At 75.3% G+C, this 22,349-nt stretch carries 13 protein-coding genes; all 13 read right to left on the reverse strand.

What is annotated here, in order from left to right:
* Positions 1-15: 15 nt before the first annotated feature.
* A complete protein-coding gene (locus ACWDYF_RS31410) occupies positions 16-1,047 on the reverse strand; it encodes a mycofactocin-associated electron transfer flavoprotein beta subunit (protein WP_389471218.1) in 1,032 nt (343 codons plus the stop codon).
* Positions 1,044-1,409 (reverse strand): ferredoxin family protein, encoded by a 366-nt coding sequence (locus tag ACWDYF_RS31415; RefSeq protein WP_389471215.1) that lies wholly within the window; start codon positions 1,407-1,409, stop codon positions 1,044-1,046. The genes ACWDYF_RS31410 and ACWDYF_RS31415 overlap by 4 nt, the downstream gene beginning before the upstream one ends.
* Complete coding sequence (locus ACWDYF_RS31420) at positions 1,406-2,767, reverse strand: FAD-dependent oxidoreductase (RefSeq protein WP_018568352.1); 1,362 nt, start codon at positions 2,765-2,767, stop codon at positions 1,406-1,408. Before ACWDYF_RS31420 ends, ACWDYF_RS31415 begins: the two co-directional genes overlap by 4 nt.
* Complete coding sequence (locus ACWDYF_RS31425) at positions 2,757-3,755, reverse strand: mycofactocin-associated electron transfer flavoprotein alpha subunit (RefSeq protein WP_389471213.1); 999 nt, start codon at positions 3,753-3,755, stop codon at positions 2,757-2,759. The genes ACWDYF_RS31420 and ACWDYF_RS31425 overlap by 11 nt, the downstream gene beginning before the upstream one ends.
* The gene (locus tag ACWDYF_RS31430; protein ID WP_389471211.1) at positions 3,752-5,719 is read right to left on the reverse strand and encodes a mycofactocin system FadH/OYE family oxidoreductase 2; all 1,968 of its coding nucleotides are present in this window, start codon (positions 5,717-5,719) and stop codon (positions 3,752-3,754) included. Before ACWDYF_RS31430 ends, ACWDYF_RS31425 begins: the two co-directional genes overlap by 4 nt.
* Complete coding sequence (locus tag ACWDYF_RS31435) at positions 5,716-7,710, reverse strand: oxidoreductase (protein WP_389471326.1); 1,995 nt, start codon at positions 7,708-7,710, stop codon at positions 5,716-5,718. Before ACWDYF_RS31435 ends, ACWDYF_RS31430 begins: the two co-directional genes overlap by 4 nt.
* Positions 7,711-7,712: 2 nt before the next feature.
* The gene (gene mftC / locus ACWDYF_RS31440; protein WP_389471208.1) at positions 7,713-8,930 is read right to left on the reverse strand and encodes a mycofactocin radical SAM maturase; all 1,218 of its coding nucleotides are present in this window, start codon (positions 8,928-8,930) and stop codon (positions 7,713-7,715) included.
* The gene (gene mftB / locus ACWDYF_RS31445) at positions 8,927-9,247 is read right to left on the reverse strand and encodes a mycofactocin biosynthesis chaperone MftB (protein ID WP_389471205.1); all 321 of its coding nucleotides are present in this window, start codon (positions 9,245-9,247) and stop codon (positions 8,927-8,929) included. Before mftB ends, mftC begins: the two co-directional genes overlap by 4 nt.
* A gap of 14 nt (positions 9,248-9,261) precedes the next feature.
* Positions 9,262-9,381, reverse strand: a complete 120-nt coding sequence (gene mftA, locus ACWDYF_RS31450) for a mycofactocin precursor MftA (protein WP_018568358.1) — start codon at positions 9,379-9,381, stop codon at positions 9,262-9,264.
* Positions 9,382-9,677: 296 nt separating this feature from the next.
* Entirely contained in the window at positions 9,678-10,274 is a 597-nt protein-coding gene (locus ACWDYF_RS31455; protein ID WP_018568359.1) for a TetR/AcrR family transcriptional regulator, read from the reverse strand.
* 152 nt (positions 10,275-10,426) lie between these two features.
* Positions 10,427-11,332 carry a proline iminopeptidase-family hydrolase gene (locus ACWDYF_RS31460; protein WP_389471199.1) on the reverse strand — a complete coding sequence of 302 codons (906 nt, stop codon included), beginning with the start codon at positions 11,330-11,332 and terminating at the stop codon, positions 10,427-10,429.
* A gap of 13 nt (positions 11,333-11,345) precedes the next feature.
* Positions 11,346-17,438, reverse strand: coding sequence for a type I polyketide synthase (locus tag ACWDYF_RS31465; RefSeq protein WP_389471197.1), 6,093 nt, complete (start codon positions 17,436-17,438; stop codon positions 11,346-11,348).
* On the reverse strand, positions 17,416-22,338 hold the full coding sequence (locus ACWDYF_RS31470; RefSeq protein ID WP_451584315.1) for a type I polyketide synthase: 4,923 nt from the start codon (positions 22,336-22,338) through the stop codon (positions 17,416-17,418). The genes ACWDYF_RS31465 and ACWDYF_RS31470 overlap by 23 nt, the downstream gene beginning before the upstream one ends.
* Positions 22,339-22,349 lie beyond the last annotated feature (11 nt).

Consider the following 22,349-nt stretch of genomic DNA (forward strand, 5'->3'; position numbering starts at 1 on the left):
CGCACCGGCGGTCCGTCAGGCGGGCTTCGCCGCCACGCCGTGCTCCCGAAGGTGCGCGAGCAGCAGCTCGGCGGCCTCCTCCGGGGTGGCGGGCGTCACCACCCGGGGCGGGGTCCGCTGCGGGGCCAGGGCGCCGGTCAGGGCCAGCAGCCGCTTGCGGGTGCTGCCCTCGGGGGCCGGCAGCGCCTTGGCCCGCGGCCGGTAGGGGCGCACCCGGCCCGCGCGCACCGTGCCCGCGCCGCCCGCGCCGTCCGTGCCGGTCACCCGCACCACGGGGATCGCGGCCCGCCGCGCGGCCAGGGCGGCGCCGAGCGGCGCCCGGCGCGGCCGCGCCGAACCCGGCTCCACCGAGCACACGGCGGGCAGCGGCACCTCCAGCCGCTCCGCCCGGCCCCCGTCCAGCCGCCGCACGGCCCGCAGACGCACGGATTCCAGACGCACGGCCTCCGGACGCGCCCCGGCCGCCGCCTTTCCGGCCGCCGTCTTTCCGGCCGTCGTCTCTACGTCCCCTGCCTCTACATCCCCTGTCTCTACGTCCTCTGCCGATCCCGTGCCGCCGCCCGCCGCAGCCTCGGCCCGGCCCTCCGACTCCCCTTCCCCCGCGGCCAGTTCCAGCAGTCCGAGCGCCTGGGCCGCGCCCAGCCGGGCCGCGAGGTGGGCCGGTGTGGCGCCCGTGCCGCGGTCCACCGAGCGGTCGCCGCAGACCACCACGTCGGGCGCGGGCAGGCCCGCCGCGGCGAGCCCGGCGAGCAGGGTGTGCGCCGTGGCCGCCTCGTCCCCGTCCGGGCCCTGGATCCGCAGCGCCTCGTCGGCACCGGCGGCCAGCGCCTCGCGCAGCATCTCCTCGGCGCCCTGCGGCCCCACGGTCACCGCGACGCAGCGGCCGCCGAGCCGCTCGGCCAGCCGCAGCGCGTGCTCCAGGGCGCACCGGTCGGCGGGGCCCGCCCCGGCCGCGTACGGCGCGCTGGGGACCGTACCGGTCAACGGGTGCGCCAGGGCGCGCGGATCGGCGCTGCGCAGCGCGGCCACCACCAGCACGGCGCTCACCCCTGCCGGAAGGCGACACCGTGGCCGCCCTCGGGGTAGGTCCAGGTGATCGCGCCGGGTGCGTCGCACACCTGGTAGCAGGTGCCGCACTCGAAGCACTGCTCGTAGTTGAAGAGGATCCCGCCGTCGCCGGTGGGCACGAACAGGGCGGCCGGGCAGGCGTGCACACAGGTGCGGACCTCGCAGGAGCGGCACACATCGGTGTCGACGGTGATGTGCGCCTGCTCGGCGACCCGGAACTCGACCGTGGCCATCCGGTCCTCGAAGGACACCTCCGGCGGCGCCGGTGACGGTACGTCAGGAGGTGCCGGTGCCGCGTCCGGTGCCGCGGCGGCCCCGGCCCTCGTCGTCGTCCGGTTCATCCGAAGGACCTCGTTCCCGTGAACGCGTCGGACAGCACATGGCGCAGCCGCAGGCCGCGCCGGCGGGCCGCGCCGGTCAGCAGCCTGCGCAGGCCCGGCTTGGGACGCGGGTTGTCGACCGTGAAGAACCCCTGTGCCACGTCGCACAGCAGCCCGGGGTACGTCTGCTGCATCCGCTCGGAGAAGACCAGTCCCGGCACCCGGCGCAGCCTGCGATGGTCGGCCAGCACGAAGGACTCCTCCAGCCGCCCGCGGTAACCGGCGAGCCCGGCCCGGGAGGTGTCGCCCGCGGCGATCGCCGCGGCGGCGGCCCGCCCGGCGTGCATGCCCGCGCCCAACGCGTAGTTGACGCCCTCCAGCCAGACCCCGGCGGCCAGACACATCGCGGCGGCGTCCCCGGCGACGAGGATGCCGTCCCCGGCCAGCTCGGGCATGCTGTCGTAGCCGCCCTCGGGGATCAAGTGGGCCGAGTACTCCTTGAGTTCGGCGCCGCGCAGCAGCGGGGCGACGGCCGGGTGGGACTTCAGCCCGGCGAGCACCTCCTCGGGGCGGCGCCCCGACGCGGCGAGCCCGGTCAGCGACAGCACCACGCCCACGCTGACCGAGTCCAGGTTGGTGTAGAGGAACCCGCCGCCGGGCACGGAGCCGGTGCAGCCGAGGATCTCGATGTCCTGGCCGTGCCGCCCGCTCACCCCGAAGCGCTCCTCGATGACCTCGCGCGGCAGCGCCAGCGTCTCCTTCACCCCGAGCGAGGTGTGCTCGGACTGCCGGCCCGGCACCTTCGCGAACAGGCCCGCCTCCTTGGCGAGGAAGGAGTTGACGCCGTCGCAGGCGATGACCACCCGCGCGGTGAGGTCGCCGTCGGGCCGGTCGGTGCGCACCCCGCTCACCCGGCCGCCGGGGCCGCGCAGCAGCCCGGTCGCGGTGGTGGCGGGCACCAGCACGGCGCCCGCGTCCTCGGCGAGCGAGGCGAGCCAGCCGTCCAGTTCGGAGCGGAAGGCGGTGGCACCGTTGTACGGGGGGCGGCCCCAGTCCTCGGTGCGGAAGTCGACGGTGAGCGCCTGGTGGCCGGTGAGCACCATCGTGGAGCGCCGGGTCACCCAGCGCTGCACGGGCATGTGCTCCCACCAGCCGGGGACCAGTTCGTCCAGGATCCGGCCATAGACGACCCCGCCGTACACGTTCTTCGCGCCCGGGTAGGGCCCGCGCTCCAGCAGGGCCACCCGCAGTCCGGCGCGGGCCGCCTCCAGCGCGGCGGCCGACCCGGCCGGGCCCGCGCCGACGACGACCACGTCGAAGTCCGTGTCGCCTTCCGTCCGCGCTGCCGCGCTCGCCTCCGTGCGCCTCTCAGGCGGCATCGCGCACCTCCCCGCTCCCCGCCGGGAGTTCCTCGCCGTCCCCGCTCACTTCCCGCACCTTCCGTAGCAGCGCGGCGAGTACGGCGGGCGCGTCGGCCACGACGCCCAGGTCCGCCATCGCGGTCATCGGGCAGTACGGGTCCGTGTTGACGCTCACCACATGGCGCGGCGCGCCCAGGCCGCCGGTGTGGTGCGGGGCGCCGGAGATCCCGAAGGCGACGTACAGATCGGGGTCGACGGTCACGCCGGTGGTGCCGATCTGCCGGGCGTACTCCAGCCAGCCCGCGTCCGTGACCACCCGGGTGCCGCCCACCGCCATGTCCAGCGCCGCACCGAGTTCGCCGAGCAGCGCGACCGCCTCGGGCCCGCGCAGGCCGCCGCCCGCGCCGAGCAGCCGCCGGGCCCCGGCGAGGTCGGCGGCCTGGGCCGAGGTGTCCAGGGCGCCGGTGTGCACCGCGTCCGGGCCCGCGCTCGCGGCGGACGGCGAGGGCGCGGGCAGGACGAGATCGCTCACCTCGGGGGGTTCGGCGACCGGCAGCGCGCCGCGCACCCCGGGCTCCAGGGTGGCCACGAACGGCCCGTCCACGGTGAGTTCGACCAGCGCGCTGCCGCCCAGCCGCAGTACGTCGGCGCCGTGCGCCAGGATCTCCTGCGCCCCGGCGAGCAGCGGGCGGCCCAGCGCGGCGGCCAGGCGCGGCGCGAGGTCGCGGCCGTCCGGCGAGGCGGGCAGCACGACGGTGTGGGCGGGCGCGAGCAGCGGGGCGAGCGCGGCGGCCAGCGCGGCGGGGGCCGTGGTGGTCTCGGCGGCCCGGATCCGGCGCCCGGCGACCAGCCGCAGCGCGCCCTCGCGCGCGCCGGTCCCGGCGACCAGGACGTTCCCGTCCGCCTCCGCGGCGGACTCGTCCGCGCCCAGGGGCAGTTGCCCGTCCCGTACGACGACGACGGCGACGCGCCCGGCGGGCGCACCGGCGCTCTCCTGTCCGCTCACAGCGCCACCCCCGCCCGGTGGCCCTCGACGACGGCCGCGTGGGCGCGGCGCGGGGTGAGACAGTCGCCCGCCCGGTGGACCGGGAACGGGGCGTCCTTGAGGGCGTGCCAGAGGGCGTCCTCGGGTGTCTGGTGCAGGGCGCACACCACCCAGTCGTACCGCTCCTGCGCCACCTCGCCCGTGGTGTGGGTGAGGATGTCCAGTTCCACCGCCCCGCTCCCCTCCGGGCCCGGCCGGGCGCCCGTCACCACCTGGTCGGTGGCGTGTCCGATGCCTTTGCCGTGCGCGCGCACGCTGTACGTCTCCAGGTCGAGGGTGACGCCGAGGTCCTGTCCGACGACCATCGCGGGCGTGCTGATCCGCACCCGGCAGCCCCGGTCGGCCAGCAGCTCCGCCACCGACGTGGCCTGGTGGAAGCCCAGTTCGTCGACGACCAGGACGCGCTGTCCGGCGCCGGGCGCGGCCCGGCCCTCCAGGACGTCCCGTACGTCCACGACATGCTCCAGGCCGCCCGCCCAGTACGGCGGCTGCGGCCGGGCCCCGGTGGCGAGGACGACCGCGTCGGGCGCCTCGGCGCGCAGCGACTCGGCCGTGGCCTCGGTCCCGGTGCGGATGTCCACGCCGTGCCGTACGCACTCGGCGAGCAGATTGCGCACCACGTCGAGGAACTCGGCGCGGCCGGGCGCGGTCGCGGCCGTCGCCACCTGGCCGCCGGTGGCCGGGGCACGCTCGAAGAGGGTGACCGCGTGCCCGCGGCCGGCGGCCGTCGCGGCGGCCTGGAGTCCGGCGGGGCCGCCGCCGACGACCAGGATCCGGCGCGGCCGGGGGCCCGGCGCGGGCAGCGGCACCGCCTCGCGGCCCGCGCGCGGGTTCTCCACGCAGCCCAGCCAGCGGTTGAGGCCCATCCGGCCCACGCACTCCTGGTTGCAGGACAGGCAGGTCCGGATGTGCGGGGTGTGCCCGGCGCGGGCCTTGGCGGCGAAGTCCGGGTCGGCGATCTGCCCGCGCACCACCCCGACCAGGTCGCAGTGGCCCTCGGCGAGCGCCCGTTCGGCCTGCACCGGGTCCTTGATGCGGCCCACGCCGATCACCGGCAGCCGTACCGCGCGGCGGATCGCGTTGGAGATGAACAGGGCGTAGCCGGGCGGCACCGACATCGACGCCTCGATCATGTACAGGGTCGAAGTGGCCACGCCGATCGAGGTGTTGATGTAGTCGGCCTTGCCGGTGGCCTCCACCATCCGGGCCGTCTCGACGGCCTCGGCGATGGCGGTGCCGCCGTCCATGAGTTCGTCGCCGCACAGCCGCACCCCCAGCACCCGGCCGGGTCCGATGGCCTCGCGCACCGCGTCGACGATCTCCCGCAGCAGCCGCGCCCGGTTCTCCAGCGGGCCGCCGTAGGCGTCGGTGCGCAGATTGGTGGCGGGGGAGAGGAAGCCGCGCACGATCGAGGAGTGCGAGCACTGGAGTTCGACGCCGTCGAAGCCGCCCTCGGCGCAGTGCGCGGCCACAGCCGCGTACCCGGCCACGATCTCGGCGATCTCCGCGACGGTGACCTCCTTGGGCACCTCGCGGAAGAGCGGGTCGGGCACCGGTGAGGGCGCCCACACCGGCAGCCGGGAGTACATCGAGGACGCCTGGCCGCCGTTGTGGTTGAGCTGGGCGAGGATCGGCGTGCCGTGCGCGTGCACGGCCTCGGTGATGCGCCGGTACCCGGCGACCACCCGCGGGCTGAACCCGTGGATCAGCTTCTCGTACGGCCAGTCGGTGACGTGGGTGGAGTGCTCCTCGGTGATGATCAGCCCCGCGCCGCCGGCCGCGCGCGCCGCGTAGTACGCCGCGTGCTGCTCGCTGGGCAGGCCGTCCTCGGCGTAGTTGGTCAAGTGGGCCGAGAACACGATCCGGTTGGCGAGGGTCAGCGGACCCAGCCGCAGCGGGGAGAACAGGTGCCGGAAACCGCTCATCGGGCACCGCCCCCGTCCGCCCCGCACAGCGCGAGCGCCGCCCGGCGGCCCTCCAGCAGCGCTTCGTGCACGGTGCGCGGCGCGACCCGGTCGCCCGCGTGCACGGCGCCGTCCGGGCCGCTCAGCTCCGTGTCGGGCAGCCGGTGCCCGCAGTGCACCACCGCCGCGCAGCCCACCTTGCGCTGCTCACCGGTGAGGACGTCCTCGACCAGCGCGGCGTCGGCGAGCACCGAGCGCAGCACGGTGCGCCGCAGCAGCGTCACCCCGGCGCGCACCAGCCGTCCGTGGGCGTCGGCGAGGTCCCCGGTCAGCGCCAACTGGGTTCCGGCTACCGGGTCCTGGGTGACGAACAGCACGGCGGTGCCGCGCGCGGCCAGCAGTTCGGCGACCGCGACCCCGGTGGCGTCCCCGACCGGGTCGTCCACCAGCACCGGCCCGTCGGGCACTTCGGCCCGGCCCGCCAGTACGTCGGCCGCCTCCAGGACCGTACCGCCGTCGATGTCGTAGCGGCGCGGGCCGGGCCGGGAGCCGGTGGCGAGCACCACCCGGCGGCCGGTCAGCTGCGCCTCACCGGCCGCGGTCGCGGTCCGCACCGTGACACCGAGCCGCCGCACCTCCGCCTCCAGCCAGTCCAGCAGCGGGCTCCAGCGTTCCCCAGCCACACGCAGCATGCCGCCGAGCCGTCCGGCGCGCTCCACGAGTTCCACCCGCCGTCCGTGCGCGGCCAGCACCCGGGCGGCCTCCAGACCGGCGGGGCCGCCGCCGACCACGAGCACCGCGTCCGGCTCTCCGGATCCGGACGTCCCGGGAGGCACGTCGTCGGGCCTCCCGGGCGCGTCCGTTCTCCGCTCCGCAGCGGCCCCGGCCACCGGACGCCCGCGGGGGAAGTCGGGCGGATCCTCGGTCTCGTGGCCGCTGCGGGGGTCCACGGCGCACGAGACCACCGGATTGCGGTTGTCCCGTACGCGGCACTTCTGGTTGCACAGCACGCACGGCCGCACCCGCTCGGGGTGCCCGGAGCGCACCAGCGCGACCAGCTCCGGTGCGGCGATCTGCGCGCGGGTCATCTCCACCAGGTCGGCGGTCCCGCCGGTCAGCGCGTCCTCGGCGCGGGCCGGGTCGGTCACCGAGCCCTGGAGCACCACCGGTACCCGGCCGTCCACCGCCGCGCGCACGGCCGCGCACAGCTCGGTGTTGAATCCGGCCGGGGTGTGGAAGTCGGGGCGGGTGGCGGAGACGGCCATCGCGGAGCCGCGCACCACCACCAAGTAGTCGAGCAGTGGCGCGAGTTCGCGGGCCAGTTCCTCGGCGTGCGCGGGGGTGATGCCCGCCCAGGGGGCGAGTTCGTCGCAGGACAGCCTGAGGCCCAGCAGCCGTCCGGCGCCGATCCCGGCGCGTACGGCGGCGAGCACCTGGCGCAGCAGCAGCGCGCGGTCGGTGCCGTAGGCGTCCTGGCGCTGGTTGGTCAGCCCGGACAGGAACTGGCGCAGCAGGCTGTGCTGCCCGGCCTCGATCTCCACCCCGTCCAGGCCGCTCGCGGCGGCGATCCGGGCGGCGTCGGCGAACCCGGCGCGCAGCGCGTCGAGTTCGGGTTCCTCCAGTTCCATGGGCAGTTCCCGGCTCACCACGTCGGCGACCCGGGACGGCGCCCACAGCGCCGACTGGTGATAGGCGGACGAGCCCTGCGATCCGGAGTGGCCGAGGGAGGCCACCACCAGTGCCCCGTGCGGGGCGCAGGCCGCCGCGGTCGCCGCCCAGCCGGGGCCGCAGTCGGCGGCCAGCGGGGCACGCTCGTAGGGCCAGTCGGAGGGGTGGACGCTCGCGGTCTCGGTGACGATCAGGCCGGCGCCGCCGGCCGCGCGCCGCGCGTAGTAGGCGACATGCCGGTCCGAAAGGGCCCGGCCGCGGGCGAGGTTGGTCTCGTGCGGCCCGAACACCACCCGGCTGGGGGCGGTGCGCGGGCCCAGGGTGACGGGCTCGGTCAGGCGCATGGTCACGCCGCCCCCGGACGGCCGGTGCCGAACCCGGCCAGCGGACTGGTCGCGCAGGCCCGGTCCGGCACGGCCGCGGGGTGCGCCGGACGCCGTCCGATGGTGACCGGGACGGGGCCGCGGGCGGCGCGGGTACGGTGCGAGTGGTCGCCGGAGGGGCGCGGCGCCGCGCCCGCGCCGACCGCGGCCAGCGCCCGTTCCCCGTTGCCCTTGACGCACTCGGGGTCCGGCCCGTCCAGCGGCAGCCCGGTGAAGAACTTGGCCGCCATGCAGCCGCCCCGGCAGGCGTCGTACGCCGAGCAGGACGTGCAGGCGCCCCCGGACTGCGGCGAGCGCAGCTCGGTGAACAGCTCGGACTCGCGCCACACGGTGGTGAATCCGCCCGGGGCGCGCACATTGCCCGCGAGGAACGTGTCGTGGATCGCGAACGGGCAGGCGTACACGTCGCCGACCGGGTCGATCAGGCACACCACCCGGCCCGCCCCGCACAGGTTCAGGCCCGGCAGCGCGGCCGGGCCGAGGGCGTTGAGGTGGAAGAAGGAGTCGCCGGTCAGCACGGTCTCGCCGTGCTTGAGCAGCCACTCGTACAGCGTGCGCTGCTGTCCGGCGGTGGGGTGCAGCTCGTCCCAGACGTCGGCGCCGCGCCCGGAGGGCCGCAGCCGGGTCAGCCGCAGCTGGGCGCCGTGGGCGTCGGCGATGGCCTTGAAGGCGTCGAGCTGGCCGGCGTTCTGCCGGGTGACGACCACGCTGAGCTTGAAGCCGCCGAACCCGGCGTCGGCCAGATTGCGGATCGCCGTCATCGCGGTGTCGAACGAACCGGGGCCGCGCACCGCGTCGTTGGTCGCGGCGTCCGCGCCGTCCAGCGAGATCTGCACGTCGACGTAGTCGCTCGCGGCCAGCCACCGGGCCCGTTCGGGGGTGATCCGCACCCCGTTGGTGGAGAACTTCACCCCGACCCGGTGGGCGGTGGCGTACTCGACGAGTTCCCAGAAGTCGGGGCGCACGGTGGGTTCGCCGCCGCCGATGTTGACGTAGAAGACCTGCATGCGTTCCAGCTCGTCGATCACGGCCCTGCACTCGGCCGTGGTCAGCTCCCGGGGGTCGCGCCGCCCGGAGGAGGACAGGCAGTGCACACACGCCAGGTTGCAGGCGTAGGTCAGCTCCCAGGTGAGGCAGATGGGGGCGTCGAGGCCGCGCTCGAAGTGGTCGACGAGCTTCACGCTGTCTCCTCCAGAAGGTCGCCGGAGCGCGGCGCCGGACCGGCGGCCGCGTCGCCGCGCGGTTCGATCACGCCCCCGGCGGCGAGCGCGGCGAGGGCGTGCAGGGTGCCGGGCCGCTGCCCGGCGGGCAGCCCGGCCGCGTCCAGGGCGGCGTGCACATCGGCGTGTTCGGCGAGCGAGGTGACGACCGTGACGAGTTCGGGGGTCTTCAGGAAGCAGAGCCTGCGGGTGCCGAAGTGGTAGGCGAGCGCCCCGAAGGGCTCCGGGCGCAGGGCCACGCTGGGGGAGCACCGGTAGGGGCGCTCGGGGGTGAACACGGGTGGGCCTCCGGTCAGTAGACGCCGCACATGCCGTCGATGGAGACCTCCTCGACGAGCAGTTCCTCCGTGTACTCGGCCTCCGCCGGGAACTCGGGCGCCTCGGCGGTCCGGGTCGTCTCCTCGCCGTCCACAGTCGGCCCTCCTTCGCTGAGATGGGGTGGGTGACCGTCCTGGGAAAAAGCGTGCAGGAGGACGCGGAAAAGGACCACCCCTAACAAATCAGGGGTGGTCCTTCGGGGCTTGCGGGCCTTCAGGTCTTGCAGGTCTTGCGGGACTTGCAATCTTTCGGGTCTTTCGGGGAGCGCAGGTCTTTCGGGTCCATCGCGTGGTGTGCCGGAAAGGGCGTCGGGCGTCCGGGAAAGGCCGCCGGTAATGGGCGGGGCCGGGTCAGCCAGATTTCCGCCCGTTCACCGGCCGGTGCGTCCGCTCACTCGGACATCTCTTTCTCACGCAGCCCGGCGGTGATCGCGAGCAGTGCGTAGGAAAGGTCCTGGCCGGTGGGCGCGGATTCCGGGTCGATCAGCCACTGGGCCATGACGCCGGTCAGCAGCGCCTGGAAGAAGGAGCCGACCGCGCGCACGGCCCGCTCGTCGTGCCCCTCCGCCAGCCGTGCCAGCAGGCTCTCGCCCATGCCGAACCGGGCCTCCTGGAGACCGCTGGCGAGCGCCTCGCGGATCTCCGGCGAGTGCTCGATCTGCGTGAACGCCTCGAAGTTGGCGGCCCACAGCCGGCGGTGGCCGGAGAACAGCTCGATCACCTTGGTCCAGATCGCCTCGAACTGCTCGTGCGGCGCGGCGGTGGCGTCGGCGTCGTAGACCATGGACTTCTCCAGGGCCTCGCCCCACTCGGCGTTCGCCTGGATCAGCGCCTCGTTCAGAAGCGCCTCCTTGGAACCGTAGTGGTAGCCGATGGAGGCGAGGTTCGCGCCGGAAGCGGCGACGATGTCACGGGCGGTCGTGCGCGCATAGCCTTTTTCAGTCAGGCACTGCTTCGCACCTTCGAGTAGAGCGTCGCGATGTCCCATTCCACGACCTTACCACATTTTCCATACGACCGTCTAAGTCAAGCGTCTTATACAGTCGTCTGGTGTCTGTCGCCGTAGGTGGCCGGGCGCCCCCCGGGGTGTGTCCCGGAGGGCGGCTCCCGTGTTCTCGTGTGCCCGCCCGCAGGCGTGGGTCAGCCGGGCAGCCCCTTCAGGTACTCGATCATGGTGGCGATGAACCGCTCCGGTTCCTCCAGGTGCGGCAGGTGGCTCGACTCGGGGAAGACCTCCCAGCGTGCGTCGGGGATCAGCTCCGCGTACGGCCGCACCGTCTCGGGCGTGGCCTCGTCATGGGCGCCGGACAGCACCAGCGTGGGCACCTCGATGTCCGGCAGGCAGTCCTCCACCCCCCAGTCCTTGAGCGTGCCGATCACATGGAACTCACTGGGGCCGTTCATCGCGTGGTACACGGTCGGGTCGTTGGTGATCTCGTAGAACGACGCCTGGTAGTCGCGCGGCCACGGCTTGAGCCGGCACACGTGCCGGTCGTAGAAGACCCGCATCGCCGCGTGGTACTCCTCGCTGTCCGTCGTCCCGGCCGCCTCGTGCCGCAGCAGCACGTCGTTGACCCCGGGCGGCAGCTGCGCGCGCAGCACCTCCATCTCCCGCAGCCACAGCGGGTACGACGCCGGGGCGTTGGCGACGACCAGGCCGCGCAGTCCCCGGGGCCGTGCCGCGGCGTGCCGGGCGACCACCAGACCGCCCCAGGACTGCCCGAACAGCACGTAGTTGTCCGCGATCCCCAGCCGGTCGAGCAGGTTGTCCAGCTCGTCGAGGAACAGCTCGGGCGTCCAGAACTCCGGTCCCTTGTCCGGCAGATGCGTGGAGCCGCCGTTGCCGAGCTGGTCGTAGAGGACCACCGGCCAGCCCACCGCGGCGAACACCTCCAGGGCGCGCAGATAGTCGTGCGTGCTGCCGGGCCCGCCGTGCACGGCCACCAGCGTCGGCCGCGGGGAGGTGCCCGGATCGCCGCTGAGGCGGTACCAGGTCTTGTACTCGCCGAAGGGGACGGTCCCCTTGACGGTGTGGGGCACGGACATGTCGGACACCTCGTCAGGTACGGGCGGGAACGGGAGCGAGCGTGCCGAGGAACTCCTCCACCAGCGCGGCGGTGGCCTCGGCGTCGTCCTCGATGACGGTGAAGTGCGTGGCCGGCACCGGCCGGTAGGTGTGCTCGGGACGCCAGGGCCTGGCCCGCCACTCCTCCTCGGCCGCCGCCGACTCCTCGGGCAGGAACGAGCGGTCGGCGCCCAGGAACAGCACCGGCGCGGAGATCGGGTCCAGCGGGCACTGCGGCAGCAGATCGAAGTAGCGGGTCATCGCCGACAGCCCCGTACTGCCGAACAGGCCGAATTCCGCGTCCTGTTCGACCAGCGTCACGGCCATCTCCTGGAACACCTGCGCGCTGACCCCGCCGCCGGACACCTGGTAGCTGTCCACCAGCACCACACCGGCGGGCCCGGCCCCCATCGCCTCCAGGCGGGCCGCCGTCGCGTAGGCGATCAGACCACCGGAGGAGTAGCCGAACAGCACGTACGGCTCGCCCTCGGCGGCGTTCAGCACGGCGTCCGCGAGAATCGCGGTGAGCGCGTCCACCGAGCCGGGCAGGCTGTCGCCGGGGGTGAACCCGGGCGTCGGCAGGGTGCTCACCGGGCGCACCCCGCGGAAGTGCGAGGCCAGCCGGGCGTGCTGGTGCTGGCCCCCGGTCGCCATCGGCGTGCTCAGGCACACCAGCCGCGGCCGCGCCGGGCCCTCGGCGAGCCGCTGCGGCCCCAGCTCGCCGGTGAACTGCGCCGCCGAGGCGAAGTGCGGCCGCAGATCGGCCACCGCCCGCAGCAGCGCGAAGCCGCCGTCCGAGTCGCCCGCCAGCACCGCGTCACGGAACAGCCCGGGAACCGTCTCGCCGCGTGCGGCCGGCGTGCTCGCCGCGGGTTCCGCGGTGAACTCCTCGCGCAGCCTGCGGGCGAGCCCCGCGGGCGTGCGGCTGTCGAAGACCGCCGTCGACGGGAGCGTCACGCCCAGGTCGTCGTGCAGGGCCGAGCGCAGCTCCATCACGCTCAGCGAGTCGAACCCCGCCTCCAGGAAGCCCCGTTCGGGATCGACCGCGTCGGCGCCGCCGTGCCCCAGCACCGTCGCCGAGTGCCGCAGCACCAGCGCCAGGATCTCGCGCTCCCGCTCTCCGTCGTCCAGCCGGGCCAGCCGGGCGCGCAGCGCCGCCGGGTCGTCGCCCGCGGCCCGCCGCCGTACGGCCGTGCGCACCAACGAGCGGAACAGCGCGGGCGGTTCGCCCGCCGCGGCCAGCGCCTTGAAGTCGAACCGGATCGGCACCAGCGCCGCCCGGTCCGCCGCACACGCCGTGTCGAACAGCGCGAGACCCTCCGCCTCGGACATCTCCCGCACTCCGGAGCGGTCCAGCCGGGCGCGGTCCGCCTCGGCCAGTTCCCCGGCCATGCCCGATCCGTCGGCCCACAGGCCCCAGGCCAGGGAGAGGCCGGGCAGTCCGTGGTGGGCGCGGTGGGTGGCGAGCGCGTCCAGGTAGGAGTTGGCGGCGGCGTAGGAGCCCTGGCCCGCGTTGCCGACGGTGCCCGCCGCCGAGGAGAACAGCACGAACGCGGTGAGCGGGCGGTCCTGGGTGAGCTGGTGCAGGTTCCAGGCCGCGTCCACCTTGGGCCGCAGGACGGCCGCCACCCGTTCCGGGGTGAGGGAGGTGACGAGCCCGTCGTCCAGGACACCGGCGACATGCACGACGGCGTCCACCGGATGCGCGTCCAGCAGCGCGGCCGTGGCCGCCGGGTCGGCCAGGTCGCAGGCCGCGACCGCGATGTCCGCGCCGAGGGCGGCCAGTTCGTCGCGCAGCGCGGTCATCGCCGGATCGGACGGACCGCGGCGGCTCGCCAGCACAAGGCGCCGCACCCCGTACGCGCCGGCCAGATGCCGTCCGACCGCCCGGCCGAGCGCGCCGCCCGCCCCGCTGACCAGGACGGTGCTGTCGGGGGTGAAGACGGCTGTGGGCTGGTCGCTCTCGGTGGGGGTGTGCCGGGTGAGGCGGGCGGCGTGGAGGTGCCCGCCCCGGATCAGGACCTGGGGTTCGCCCGTGGTGAGGGCGGCTTCCAGGAAGGTGTTTCCTGCGGAGGGGTCGGTGTCGGTGTCGACGAGGGTGAACTGGCCGGGGTTCTCGGCCTGTGCGGAGCGTACGAGGCCCCAGACGGCGGCTCCGGCGGGGTCGGTGACGTCCTCGCCGGGCAGTGCCACCGCCCCGCTCGTCACCACCGCGAGCCGGGCACCGGAGGTGACCGCCTCCTGGACCTCGCCGAGGACCCGCAGCACCTCCGTGTGTGTCTCGGCGGCGCTCACCCCCGGCCGGGTCCGCAGCACCGCCACCCCGGCCGCAGCGCCCCCGCTTGCTGCCGTGCTCGCGCTCCCGGCCGGGGCAGGCGCCCCGTCCAGCGGGGTCCACTCGACCCGGAAGAGGCTGTCGCCGCCCGCCGGACGCGACGCCGCGACCTCCCGCAGCACCAGCGAACCCACCGACAGCACCGGCGCGCCCTGGGCGTCCGCGACCTCCAGCGCCATGCCGTCCCCGTCCGCCGACGGCGTCAGCCGCACCCGTAGCGCCGACGCGCCCCAGGCGTGCAGCGCCACCGACGACCAGGCGAACGGCACCCGCGCCGACTCCCCGTCCGACACCAGCCCGAACACATGCAGACAGGCGTCGAACAGCGCCGGGTGCAGCCCGAAGCCCTCGGCGGCCGTGCTCTCGACCACCGTGCCCTCGGGCGCGCCGATCTCGGCGTACAGGTCGTCCCCGTCCCGCCAGGCGGCCGTCAGCCCCTGGAAGGCGGGCCCGTACCCGAACCCGGCCTCGGCCAGCTCTTCGTACATCCCCTCGACGGGCAGCGGCTCGGCACCGGCCGGCGGCCACACCGCCAGGTCCCCGGACGGGACGGGCGCGGTGGCCGCGGTGGTCGGGGAGGCCGGGGTGGCGCTGAGCGTGCCCGTCGCGTGCCGGGTCCAGGAGGCGCTTGCCTCCGCGTCCTCCTCCCGGGCGTAGACGGCGACGGTACGGGTCTCGGTGCCCTCCCCGACGACGACCTGGAAGGCGACCCCGCCCTGTTCGGGCACCACCAGCGGGGCTTCCAGGGTCATTTCGGCCAGTGTCTCGAAGCCGGTCTGCGCCCCGGCGGCCAGCGCCAGCTCGACGAAACCGGTGCCCGGGTAGAGCGTGGTGCCCCCGACCGCGTGATCGGCGAGCCAGGGGTGACTGTCGCGGGACAGCCGCCCGGTGAACACCACCCCGTCCGACTCCGGTGACGGCACCGCCGCCCCCAGCAGCGGATGCTCCGGCGCCCACAGCCCCGCCTCGGACACGTCACCGCCGCCCGCGCCCGGCCAGGAACCGCCCGCGTACTCCTTGGGCGTCAGCCAGTAGCGGGTGCGCCGGAAGGCGTACGTCGGCAGGTCGTCGACCCGCCGGACACCGGTGCCCGCGAAGTACCCGGCCCAGTCGACCCGGACACCCGACGTGTGCAACTGACCCAGCGCGGAGACGAGTTCACGTAGCTCTTCGCGGTTGCGGCGCTGCGCGGGGACGAACACGGCGTCCTCGGCCACGGCCGGTCCGAGCGCGGTGAGGACGGCGTCGGGGCCGATCTCCAGGAAGGTGGCGGCGGGGATGCGGGCGAGGGCGTCCGTCAGCCGGACGGGCTTGCGGATGTGCTCGGTCCAGTAGGCGGGGGTGGTGAGTTCGTCGGTGACGGTGTCGCCGGTGACCGTGGAGACGAAGGGGATGAGCGGCTGCTCGTAGGTGAGGGATTCCGCGACGGCCCGGAAGTCGTCCAGCACCGGCTCCATGAGCGGTGAGTGGAAGGCGTGGCTGACGGCGAGCTGCTTCGTCTTGCGGCCCTGGGTGGCGAAGTGGTCCGCGATGGCCCGTACTTCGGCCTCAGCGCCCGAGATCACGGTGGAATCGGGCGAGTTGAGGGCGGCGATGCCGACCCGTTCGGTCAGGTGCGGCAGGATCTCGTCCTCGGTGGCCTGTACGGCGATCATCGTGCCGCCTGCCGGGAGGGCCTGCATGAGCCGTCCGCGTGCGGTGACGAGCCGTGCCGCGTCCTCCAGCGAGAAGACACCCGCCACATGTGCGGCGGCGATCTCACCGATCGAGTGCCCGGCCAGGTGGTCCGGGGTCACGCCCCACGACTCGACCAGCCGGTACAGCGCGACCTCGAAGGCGAACAGCGCCGGTTGGGTGTACTGCGTCTGGTTGAGCAGGTCCGCGTCCTCGCCCCACATCACCTCCCGCAACGGCCGCTCCAAGTGGGCGTCCACGGCGGCCAGTACGGCGTCCAGGGCCTGGGCGAACACCGGATAGGTGTCCGCCAGCTCCCGGCCCATGCCGAGCCGCTGCGCCCCCTGCCCGGTGAACAGGAACGCCAGCTTCCCGGTGGTCCGCGCCCGGCCGCGCAGGACGCCCGGCGCGGTGCGGCCCTCGGCGAGGGCGGCCAGGCCCTGGAGGGCGTCCTCGTGGGTCCCGGCGCAGACGACGGCGCGGTGGCGCAGGGCGCCGCGTGCGGTGGCCAGGGTGTGGGCCAGGTCGGGCAGGGCGGTGCCGGGACGGGCGGCCAGCCAGGTGTGGAGCCGGTGGGCCTGGTCGGGCAGGGCCTCGGGGGAGGCGGCCGACAGCGCCAGCGGGACCGTACCGGCCGGGCGCGCGCCCGGCGCGGGCTCCTCGCCGGGGTCTGCGGCGGGCTCCTCGGCGGGGGCCTGCTCGATGATCAGATGGGCGTTGGTGCCGCTGAGGCCGAAGGACGACACACCGGCGCGGCGGGCGCGGCCGGTGTCGGGCCAGGCCCGGGACTCCGTGAGCAGTTCGACGGCGCCGGACTCCCAGTCGACGTGCGGGGTGGGCTCGTCGATGTGGAGGGTCTTGGGCAGGACGCCCTCGCGGATGGCCATGACCATCTTGATCACACCGCCGACACCGGCGGCGGCCTGGGCGTGGCCGATGTTCGACTTGAGGGAGCCCAGCCAGAGCGGGCGGCCCTCGGGCCGGTCCTGGCCGTAGGTGGCGAGCAGCGCCTGCGCCTCGATGGGGTCGCCGAGGGTGGTGCCGGTGCCGTGCGCCTCGACCGCGTCGACGTCGGCCGTGGTGAGCCCGGCGGCGCTCAGCGCCTGCTGGATGACGCGGCGCTGGGCGGGGCCGCTCGGCGCGGTCAGGCCGTTGCTGGCGCCGTCCTGGTTGATGGCGGAGGAGCGGATCACGGCCAGCACGGGGTGGCCGTTGCGGCGGGCGTCGGAGAGCCGTTCCAGCAGCAGGAGACCGGCGCCCTCCGCCCAGCCGGTGCCGTCCGTCGAGGCGGCGAAGGACTTGCAGCGGCCGTCCGGGGCCAGCCCGCGCTGCCTGCTGAACTCCACGAAGGTCTCCGGGCTGGCCATGACGGTGACCCCGCCGGCCAGCGCGAGGCCGACCTCGCCGGAGCGCAGCGCCTGCGCGGCCAGGTGCATGCCGACCAGGGACGACGAGCAGGCCGTGTCCACGGTGACGGACGGGCCCTCGAAGCCGTACGTGTACGAGACCCGGCCCGCCAGCACCGAACCGGTGTTCGAGTTGGCCGGGTAGTCGTGGTACATCATCCCGGCGTAGACACCGGTGGCCGAGCCCTTGAGGGCCGCCGGGTCGATCCCGGCCCGCTCGAACACCTCCCAGGACACTTCGAGGAGCAGCCGCTGCTGCGGGTCGATGTAGCGGGCCTCGCGGGGGCTGATCCCGAAGAAGTCGGCGTCGAAGCCGCCCGCGTCGTCCACGAACCCGCCCTCGCGGGCGTAGCTGGTGTCGGGCCGCTCGCCGTCCGGGTCGTACAGCTTCGCGAGGTCCCAGCCGCGGTCGGCGGGGAACGGGGCGACCGCGTCGGTGCCCTCGGCGACCAGCCGCCACAGGTCCTCGGGCGAGCTGACCCCGCCCGGGAAGCGGCAGGCCATCGCGACGACCGCCACCGGCTCCCGCGCGGCCTCGTCGAGCCTGCGGTGGTGCGCGCGCAGCCGTTCGTTCTCCTTCAGCGACGCGCGCAGCGCCGCCACCAGCTTCTGATCGGTGCCCGTCTGGGGGTTGGTCATCGCTGCTGTCCTATTCGCGGATCGAGTCGACATCGAGTCCGAGCGTGGTGTTGATGAAGTCGAACACGTCGTCCGCACTGGCGGACTCGAGTGTGGCCTGAGCGGAGGCGCCGGCCTCCTCACCGCCGCCGCCCGTGAGCCGGGCGGTCAGCGCGTGCAGCCGGGAGACGATGCGGGACTCCTCGACCTGCTGGGGTGTCAGAGCGGCCAGATACGCGCCGAACCGCTCCAGCTCCTCGTCGACCGAGCCGCCGCCCGCGCCGCCGTCCTGCGGGCACAGCTCGGTGCGCAGGTAGTCGGCGAGGGCGCGCGGCGTGGTGTAGTCGAAGACGAGCGTGGTGGGCAGCTTGCGGCCGGTCGCCGCGCTCAGCCGGGTCCGCAGGTCCACGGCGGACACCGAGTCGAAGCCCAGGTCCTGGAAGGACCGGTGGGGTTCGACCGCCGCGCCGTCCTCGTGGCCGAGGAGCGCCGCCACCTGGGTGCGGACCAGGTCCAGCAGGGCCGCCGCCTGCTCGGGCCCGGTCAGCCGCTCCAGGCGGGCGGCCAGGTCCTGGCGGTCGCCGCCGCCCGCGCTCTGCTCCGGTACGCCGCCCTCGGCGGCCTCCGGCAGCAGGTCCAGCAGGGGGCGCGGCCGGGCCAGCGTGTAGGTGGGGGCGAACTTCGCCCAGTCGATGTCGGCGACCACCACATGGGACTCGCCGTGCTCCAGGATCCGGCGCAGCGCGGCCAGCGCCGAGCGGGGCGCCATCGCGGGCGCGCCGATCCGCCGCGAGGCCGCGGCGATCTCCGGGGTGACCATGCCGCCGTCCCAGGAGCCCCACGCGACACAGGTCGCGGCCAGGCCGCGCGCCCGGCGCCGCCGCGCCAGCCCGTCCAGGAAGGCGTTGGCGCTCGCGTACGCCGTCTGCCCGGCGCCGCCCCACACGGCGGCACCCGAGGAGAACAGCACGAACGCGTCCAGCTCCCGGTCCCCGAGCAGGTCGTCGAGATGGGCGGCGCCCGCGACCTTCGCGGTGCCGACCGAGGCGAACTCGGCCAGCGGCAGATCGCCCAGCGGGACGGGCCGCTGCGCGGCACCGGCCGCGTGCACCACGGCGGTCAGCTCGGGCAGCCCGGCCAGCAGGGCGGCCACCTGCTCCCGGTCGGCCACGTCGCAGGCGGCGACCGTCACCCGGGCGCCCAGCGCGGTCAGTTCCTCCGTCAGCCCGGCCGCGCCGGGCGCCTCCGCGCCGCGCCTGCTGGTGAGGACCAGGTGCGGGGCGCCGTGCGAGGCCAGCAGCCGGGCCACATGGGCGCCCAGGCCGCCGGTGCCGCCGGTGATCAGGGTGGTGCCGCGCGGCTGCCAGGGCCGCGCGGGCTCCCGGTCGCCCAGCGGCGCGCGCTCCATCCGGCGGCCGTAGGCGCCCTGGGCGCGCAGCGCGACCTGGTCCTCGCCGCCGCCCGCCGACACGACCGCGTACAGCCCGTCGAGGACCGCCGCGTCGGCCGCGTCCGCTCCCGCCGGGAGGTCGACCAGGCCGCCCCAGGTGTCCGGCTGGTCCAGGGAGAGCCCGATGCCCAGGCCCCACAGCGAGGTCGCCAGCGGCTCGCCGACGGACTCGGTGCCGTCCACGGCCACCGCGCCCGCCGTCACGCACCACAGGGGAGCGGTGACGCCCGCGTCGGTGAGCGCCTGCGCCAGCAGGACCGTCGCCGCGGTACCGGCGGACAGCTCCGGGTGCTCCGGGTGCGGCGCCCCGTCCAGGCCCAGCAGCGACAGCACCCCGGCCGGACGGACGTCGTCCGCCGCCGCGCCGAGCCGCGCGGCGAGCGCGTCCCGTGTGCCGTCCGGGCCCACCTCGACCACGGTGACGTCCCCGGCGCGCTCCCGGAACCCCTCCACGACCGCGGCCACCGCCGGATCGGCGGCCCGCCCGGCGGGCACGGCCAGCAGCCACGCGGCGGGCCCGCTCGGGGCCTGCGGGCGCGGCAGCGCGTGCCAGGTCACCCGGTAGCGCCAGGTGTCGGTCAGCGCCCGCTCCCGGTGCGTACGGCGCAACTCGCCCAGCGCGGGCAGCACTTCGGCGAGCGCGTCACCGGACACCCCCAGCCGCCCGGCCAGCGCCGCCGCGTCGTCCTGCCGCTCCAGCGCGTCCCAGAAGCCCGCGTCCAGCGGATCGGCCCCGCCGCCCCCGGTGGTGGACGGCTGCCACAGGTACCAGCGGTGCTGGAAGGCGTATGTCGGCAGCTCCACCCGGCGCGCGCCCGCGAAGTACGCCGCCCAGTCCACCCGTACACCCCGCGTGTACGCGGTGGCCAGGGCGCCCGCGGTCTCCTGCCGCTCCGGGCGGTCCCGGCGCAGCAGCGGTGCGAACACACCCTCCTCCGGGGCGAGCAGGCAGTCCGGTCCGGTCGCCGACAGCGCCGCGTCCGGGCCCAGTTCCAGGAAGGTGGTCACGCCCCGCGACTCCAGGGCGCGCACCGCGTCCAGGAACCGCACCGGCTCCCGTACGTGCCGCACCCAGTAGTCGGCGGAGCACAGCTCCTCGGCGCCGGCCGGGGCGCCGGTGACGGTGGAGACGACGGTCAGCGCCGGGGGAGCGTACGACAGGCCCTCGGCGACCCGGGCGAACTCGGCGAGCATCGGCTCCATCAGCGGCGAGTGGAAGGCGTGCGACACGTTCAGCCGCTTGGTGCGGCGGCCCAGCGCCCGCAGTGCCTCCGCGACCGCGAGGACGCCGTCCTCGGGGCCCGAGACGACCACCGACGAGGGCCCGTTGACCGCCGCGACGCCCACCTGCCCGGTGAGCAGCGGCAGCACCTCCTCCTCGGTGGCCTCCACCGCGGCCATCGCCCCGCCCGCGGGCAGCGCCTGCATCAGCCGGCCGCGCGCCGCGACCAGCGCGGCGGCGTCGGCGAGCGAGAACACACCCGCCACGTGCGCGGCGGCGATCTCACCGATGGAGTGCCCGGCCAGGCAGTCGGGCGTGACACCCCAGGACTCCAGCAGCCGGAACAGGGCCACCTCGACCGCGAACAGCGCGGGCTGGGCGTACTCGGTGCGGTTCAGCGGCTCGGCGTCCTCACCCCACATCACCTCGCGCAGCGGCCGGTCCAGATGCCGGTCCAGCTCGGTCAGCGCCGCGTCCAGCGCCTGGGCGAACACCGGTTGCGCGGCGTGCAGTTCACGGCCCATGCCGAGGCGCTGCGCGCCCTGTCCGGTGAACAGGAACGCGTTGACCGCCTCCCCCCGGGCCACCCCGGTGACCACGTTCGCGGCGGGCTCACCGGCGGCCAGCGCCGCCAGGGCGCGCCGCACCTGCTTGCGGTCGGTGGCGCTCACCACCGCCCGGTGCTCCAGCGCCGCCCGGCCGGTCGCCAGCGAGAACCCGAGGTCCCGCAGGCCGGTGTCGCCGCTCTCCGCCAGATGCGCGGCGAGCCGCCCGGCCTGCGCGCGCAGCGCCTCCTCGCTCTTGCCCGACACCACCAGCGGCACCGGCCCGCCGTCGGCCGCGGGCCGCCCGGTCCCGGCCGCCGTCCCGGAACCCTCGGAACCGCCCGGTTCACCGGCTGCGTCCACCGCCTCGGCGGGCGCCTGCTCCACGATCACATGCGCGTTGGTGCCGCTCAGCCCGAACGAGGAGACCCCCGCACGCCGCGGCCGCCCGCCGTCCGGCCACGGCGTGTCCTCGGCCAGCAGCCGCACCGCGCCCGCCGACCAGTCCACCTTCGGCGTCGGCTCGTCCAGGTGCAGCAGCCTCGGCAGCACCCCGTGCCGCATCGCCTGCACCATCTTGATGACCCCGCCCACCCCGGCCGCCGCCTGGGTGTGCCCGATGTTCGACTTCAGCGACCCCAGCCACAGCGGCCGGTCCTCCGGCCGCCCCCGCCCGTACGTCGCCAGCAGCGCCTGCGCCTCGATGGGATCACCGAGCACCGTGCCCGTGCCGTGCCCCTCCACCGCGTCCACATCGGCGGCCGCCAGCAGCGCGTCGTCCAGCGCCTGCTGGATCACCCGCTGCTGCGAGGGCCCGTTCGGCGCGGTCAGGCCGTTGCTCGCGCCGTCGGAGTTGATGGCGCTGCCCCGGACCACGGCCAGCACCGGATGCCCGTTGCGGCGCGCGTCCGACAGCCGCTCCAGCAGCAGCATCCCGGCACCCTCGCCCCACCCGGTGCCGTCGGCGGACGCCGCGAACGACTTGCAGTGGCCGTCCGGCGCCAGCCCCCGGTCCTGGCTGAACCCGACGAACGCGTCCGGAGTGCTCATCACCGTCACCCCGCCCGCCAGCGCCAGCGAGCACTCGCCCGCGCGCAGCGCGCGCACCGCCCAGTGCAGCGCCACCAGCGACGACGAGCAGGCCGTGTCCACCGTGACCGCGGGCCCCTCGAAACCGAAGCTGTACGCCACCCGCCCGGACACCACACTGCCCAGCGTGCCGATCCCGCGCTCACCGAGCCCGCTGCGCCCCGCGTAGTCGTGGTAGGCGACCCCGGCGAACACCCCGGTACGGCTGCCCTTGAGCCCGGTCGGATCCAGGCCCGCCCGCTCCAGCGCCTCCCAGGAGATCTCCAGCAGCAGCCGCTGCTGCGGATCCGTCTCCTTCGCCTCCCGCGGACTCATCCGGAACAGATCGGCGTCGAAGCTGCCCATGTCGTGCAGGAAGCCGCCCCGCGTCGAGTACGTCCGGCCCGGCGTCGCCGGCTCCGGGTCGTACAGCGCCTCGGCGTCCCAGCCCCGGTTGTCCGGGAAGGACGTGATGCCGTCACCGCCCGCGGCGACCAGCTCCCACAACTGCTCCGGCGAGGTCACACCCCCCGGGTAGCGGCACGCCATCGCCACGATCGCGACGGGTTCCGCCTTCTGGTCCTCCAGCTCCCGCAACCGCCGCTTGGCCTGCTGGAGTTCGCCGGTCGCCCGCTTGAGGTAGTCCCTGAGCCTGTCGTCGTTCGCCATCGGTTCCCACA

Source organism: Streptomyces sp. NPDC003284 (genome assembly GCF_053589675.1).

Coding starts and splice junctions, on each gene's coding strand:
- ACWDYF_RS31415 (WP_389471215.1), bottom strand. CDS start 1,409: ATGAACCGGACGACGACGAGGGCCGGGGCCGCCGCGGCACCGGACGCG.
- ACWDYF_RS31420 (WP_018568352.1), bottom strand. CDS start 2,767: ATGCCGCCTGAGAGGCGCACGGAGGCGAGCGCGGCAGCGCGGACGGAA.
- ACWDYF_RS31430 (WP_389471211.1), bottom strand. CDS start 5,719: ATGAGCGGTTTCCGGCACCTGTTCTCCCCGCTGCGGCTGGGTCCGCTG.
- ACWDYF_RS31435 (WP_389471326.1), bottom strand. CDS start 7,710: ATGCGCCTGACCGAGCCCGTCACCCTGGGCCCGCGCACCGCCCCCAGC.
- ACWDYF_RS31455 (WP_018568359.1), bottom strand. CDS start 10,274: ATGGGACATCGCGACGCTCTACTCGAAGGTGCGAAGCAGTGCCTGACT.
- ACWDYF_RS31460 (WP_389471199.1), bottom strand. CDS start 11,332: ATGTCCGTGCCCCACACCGTCAAGGGGACCGTCCCCTTCGGCGAGTAC.
- ACWDYF_RS31465 (WP_389471197.1), bottom strand. CDS start 17,438: ATGTCGACTCGATCCGCGAATAGGACAGCAGCGATGACCAACCCCCAG.
- ACWDYF_RS31470 (WP_451584315.1), bottom strand. CDS start 22,338: ATGGCGAACGACGACAGGCTCAGGGACTACCTCAAGCGGGCGACCGGC.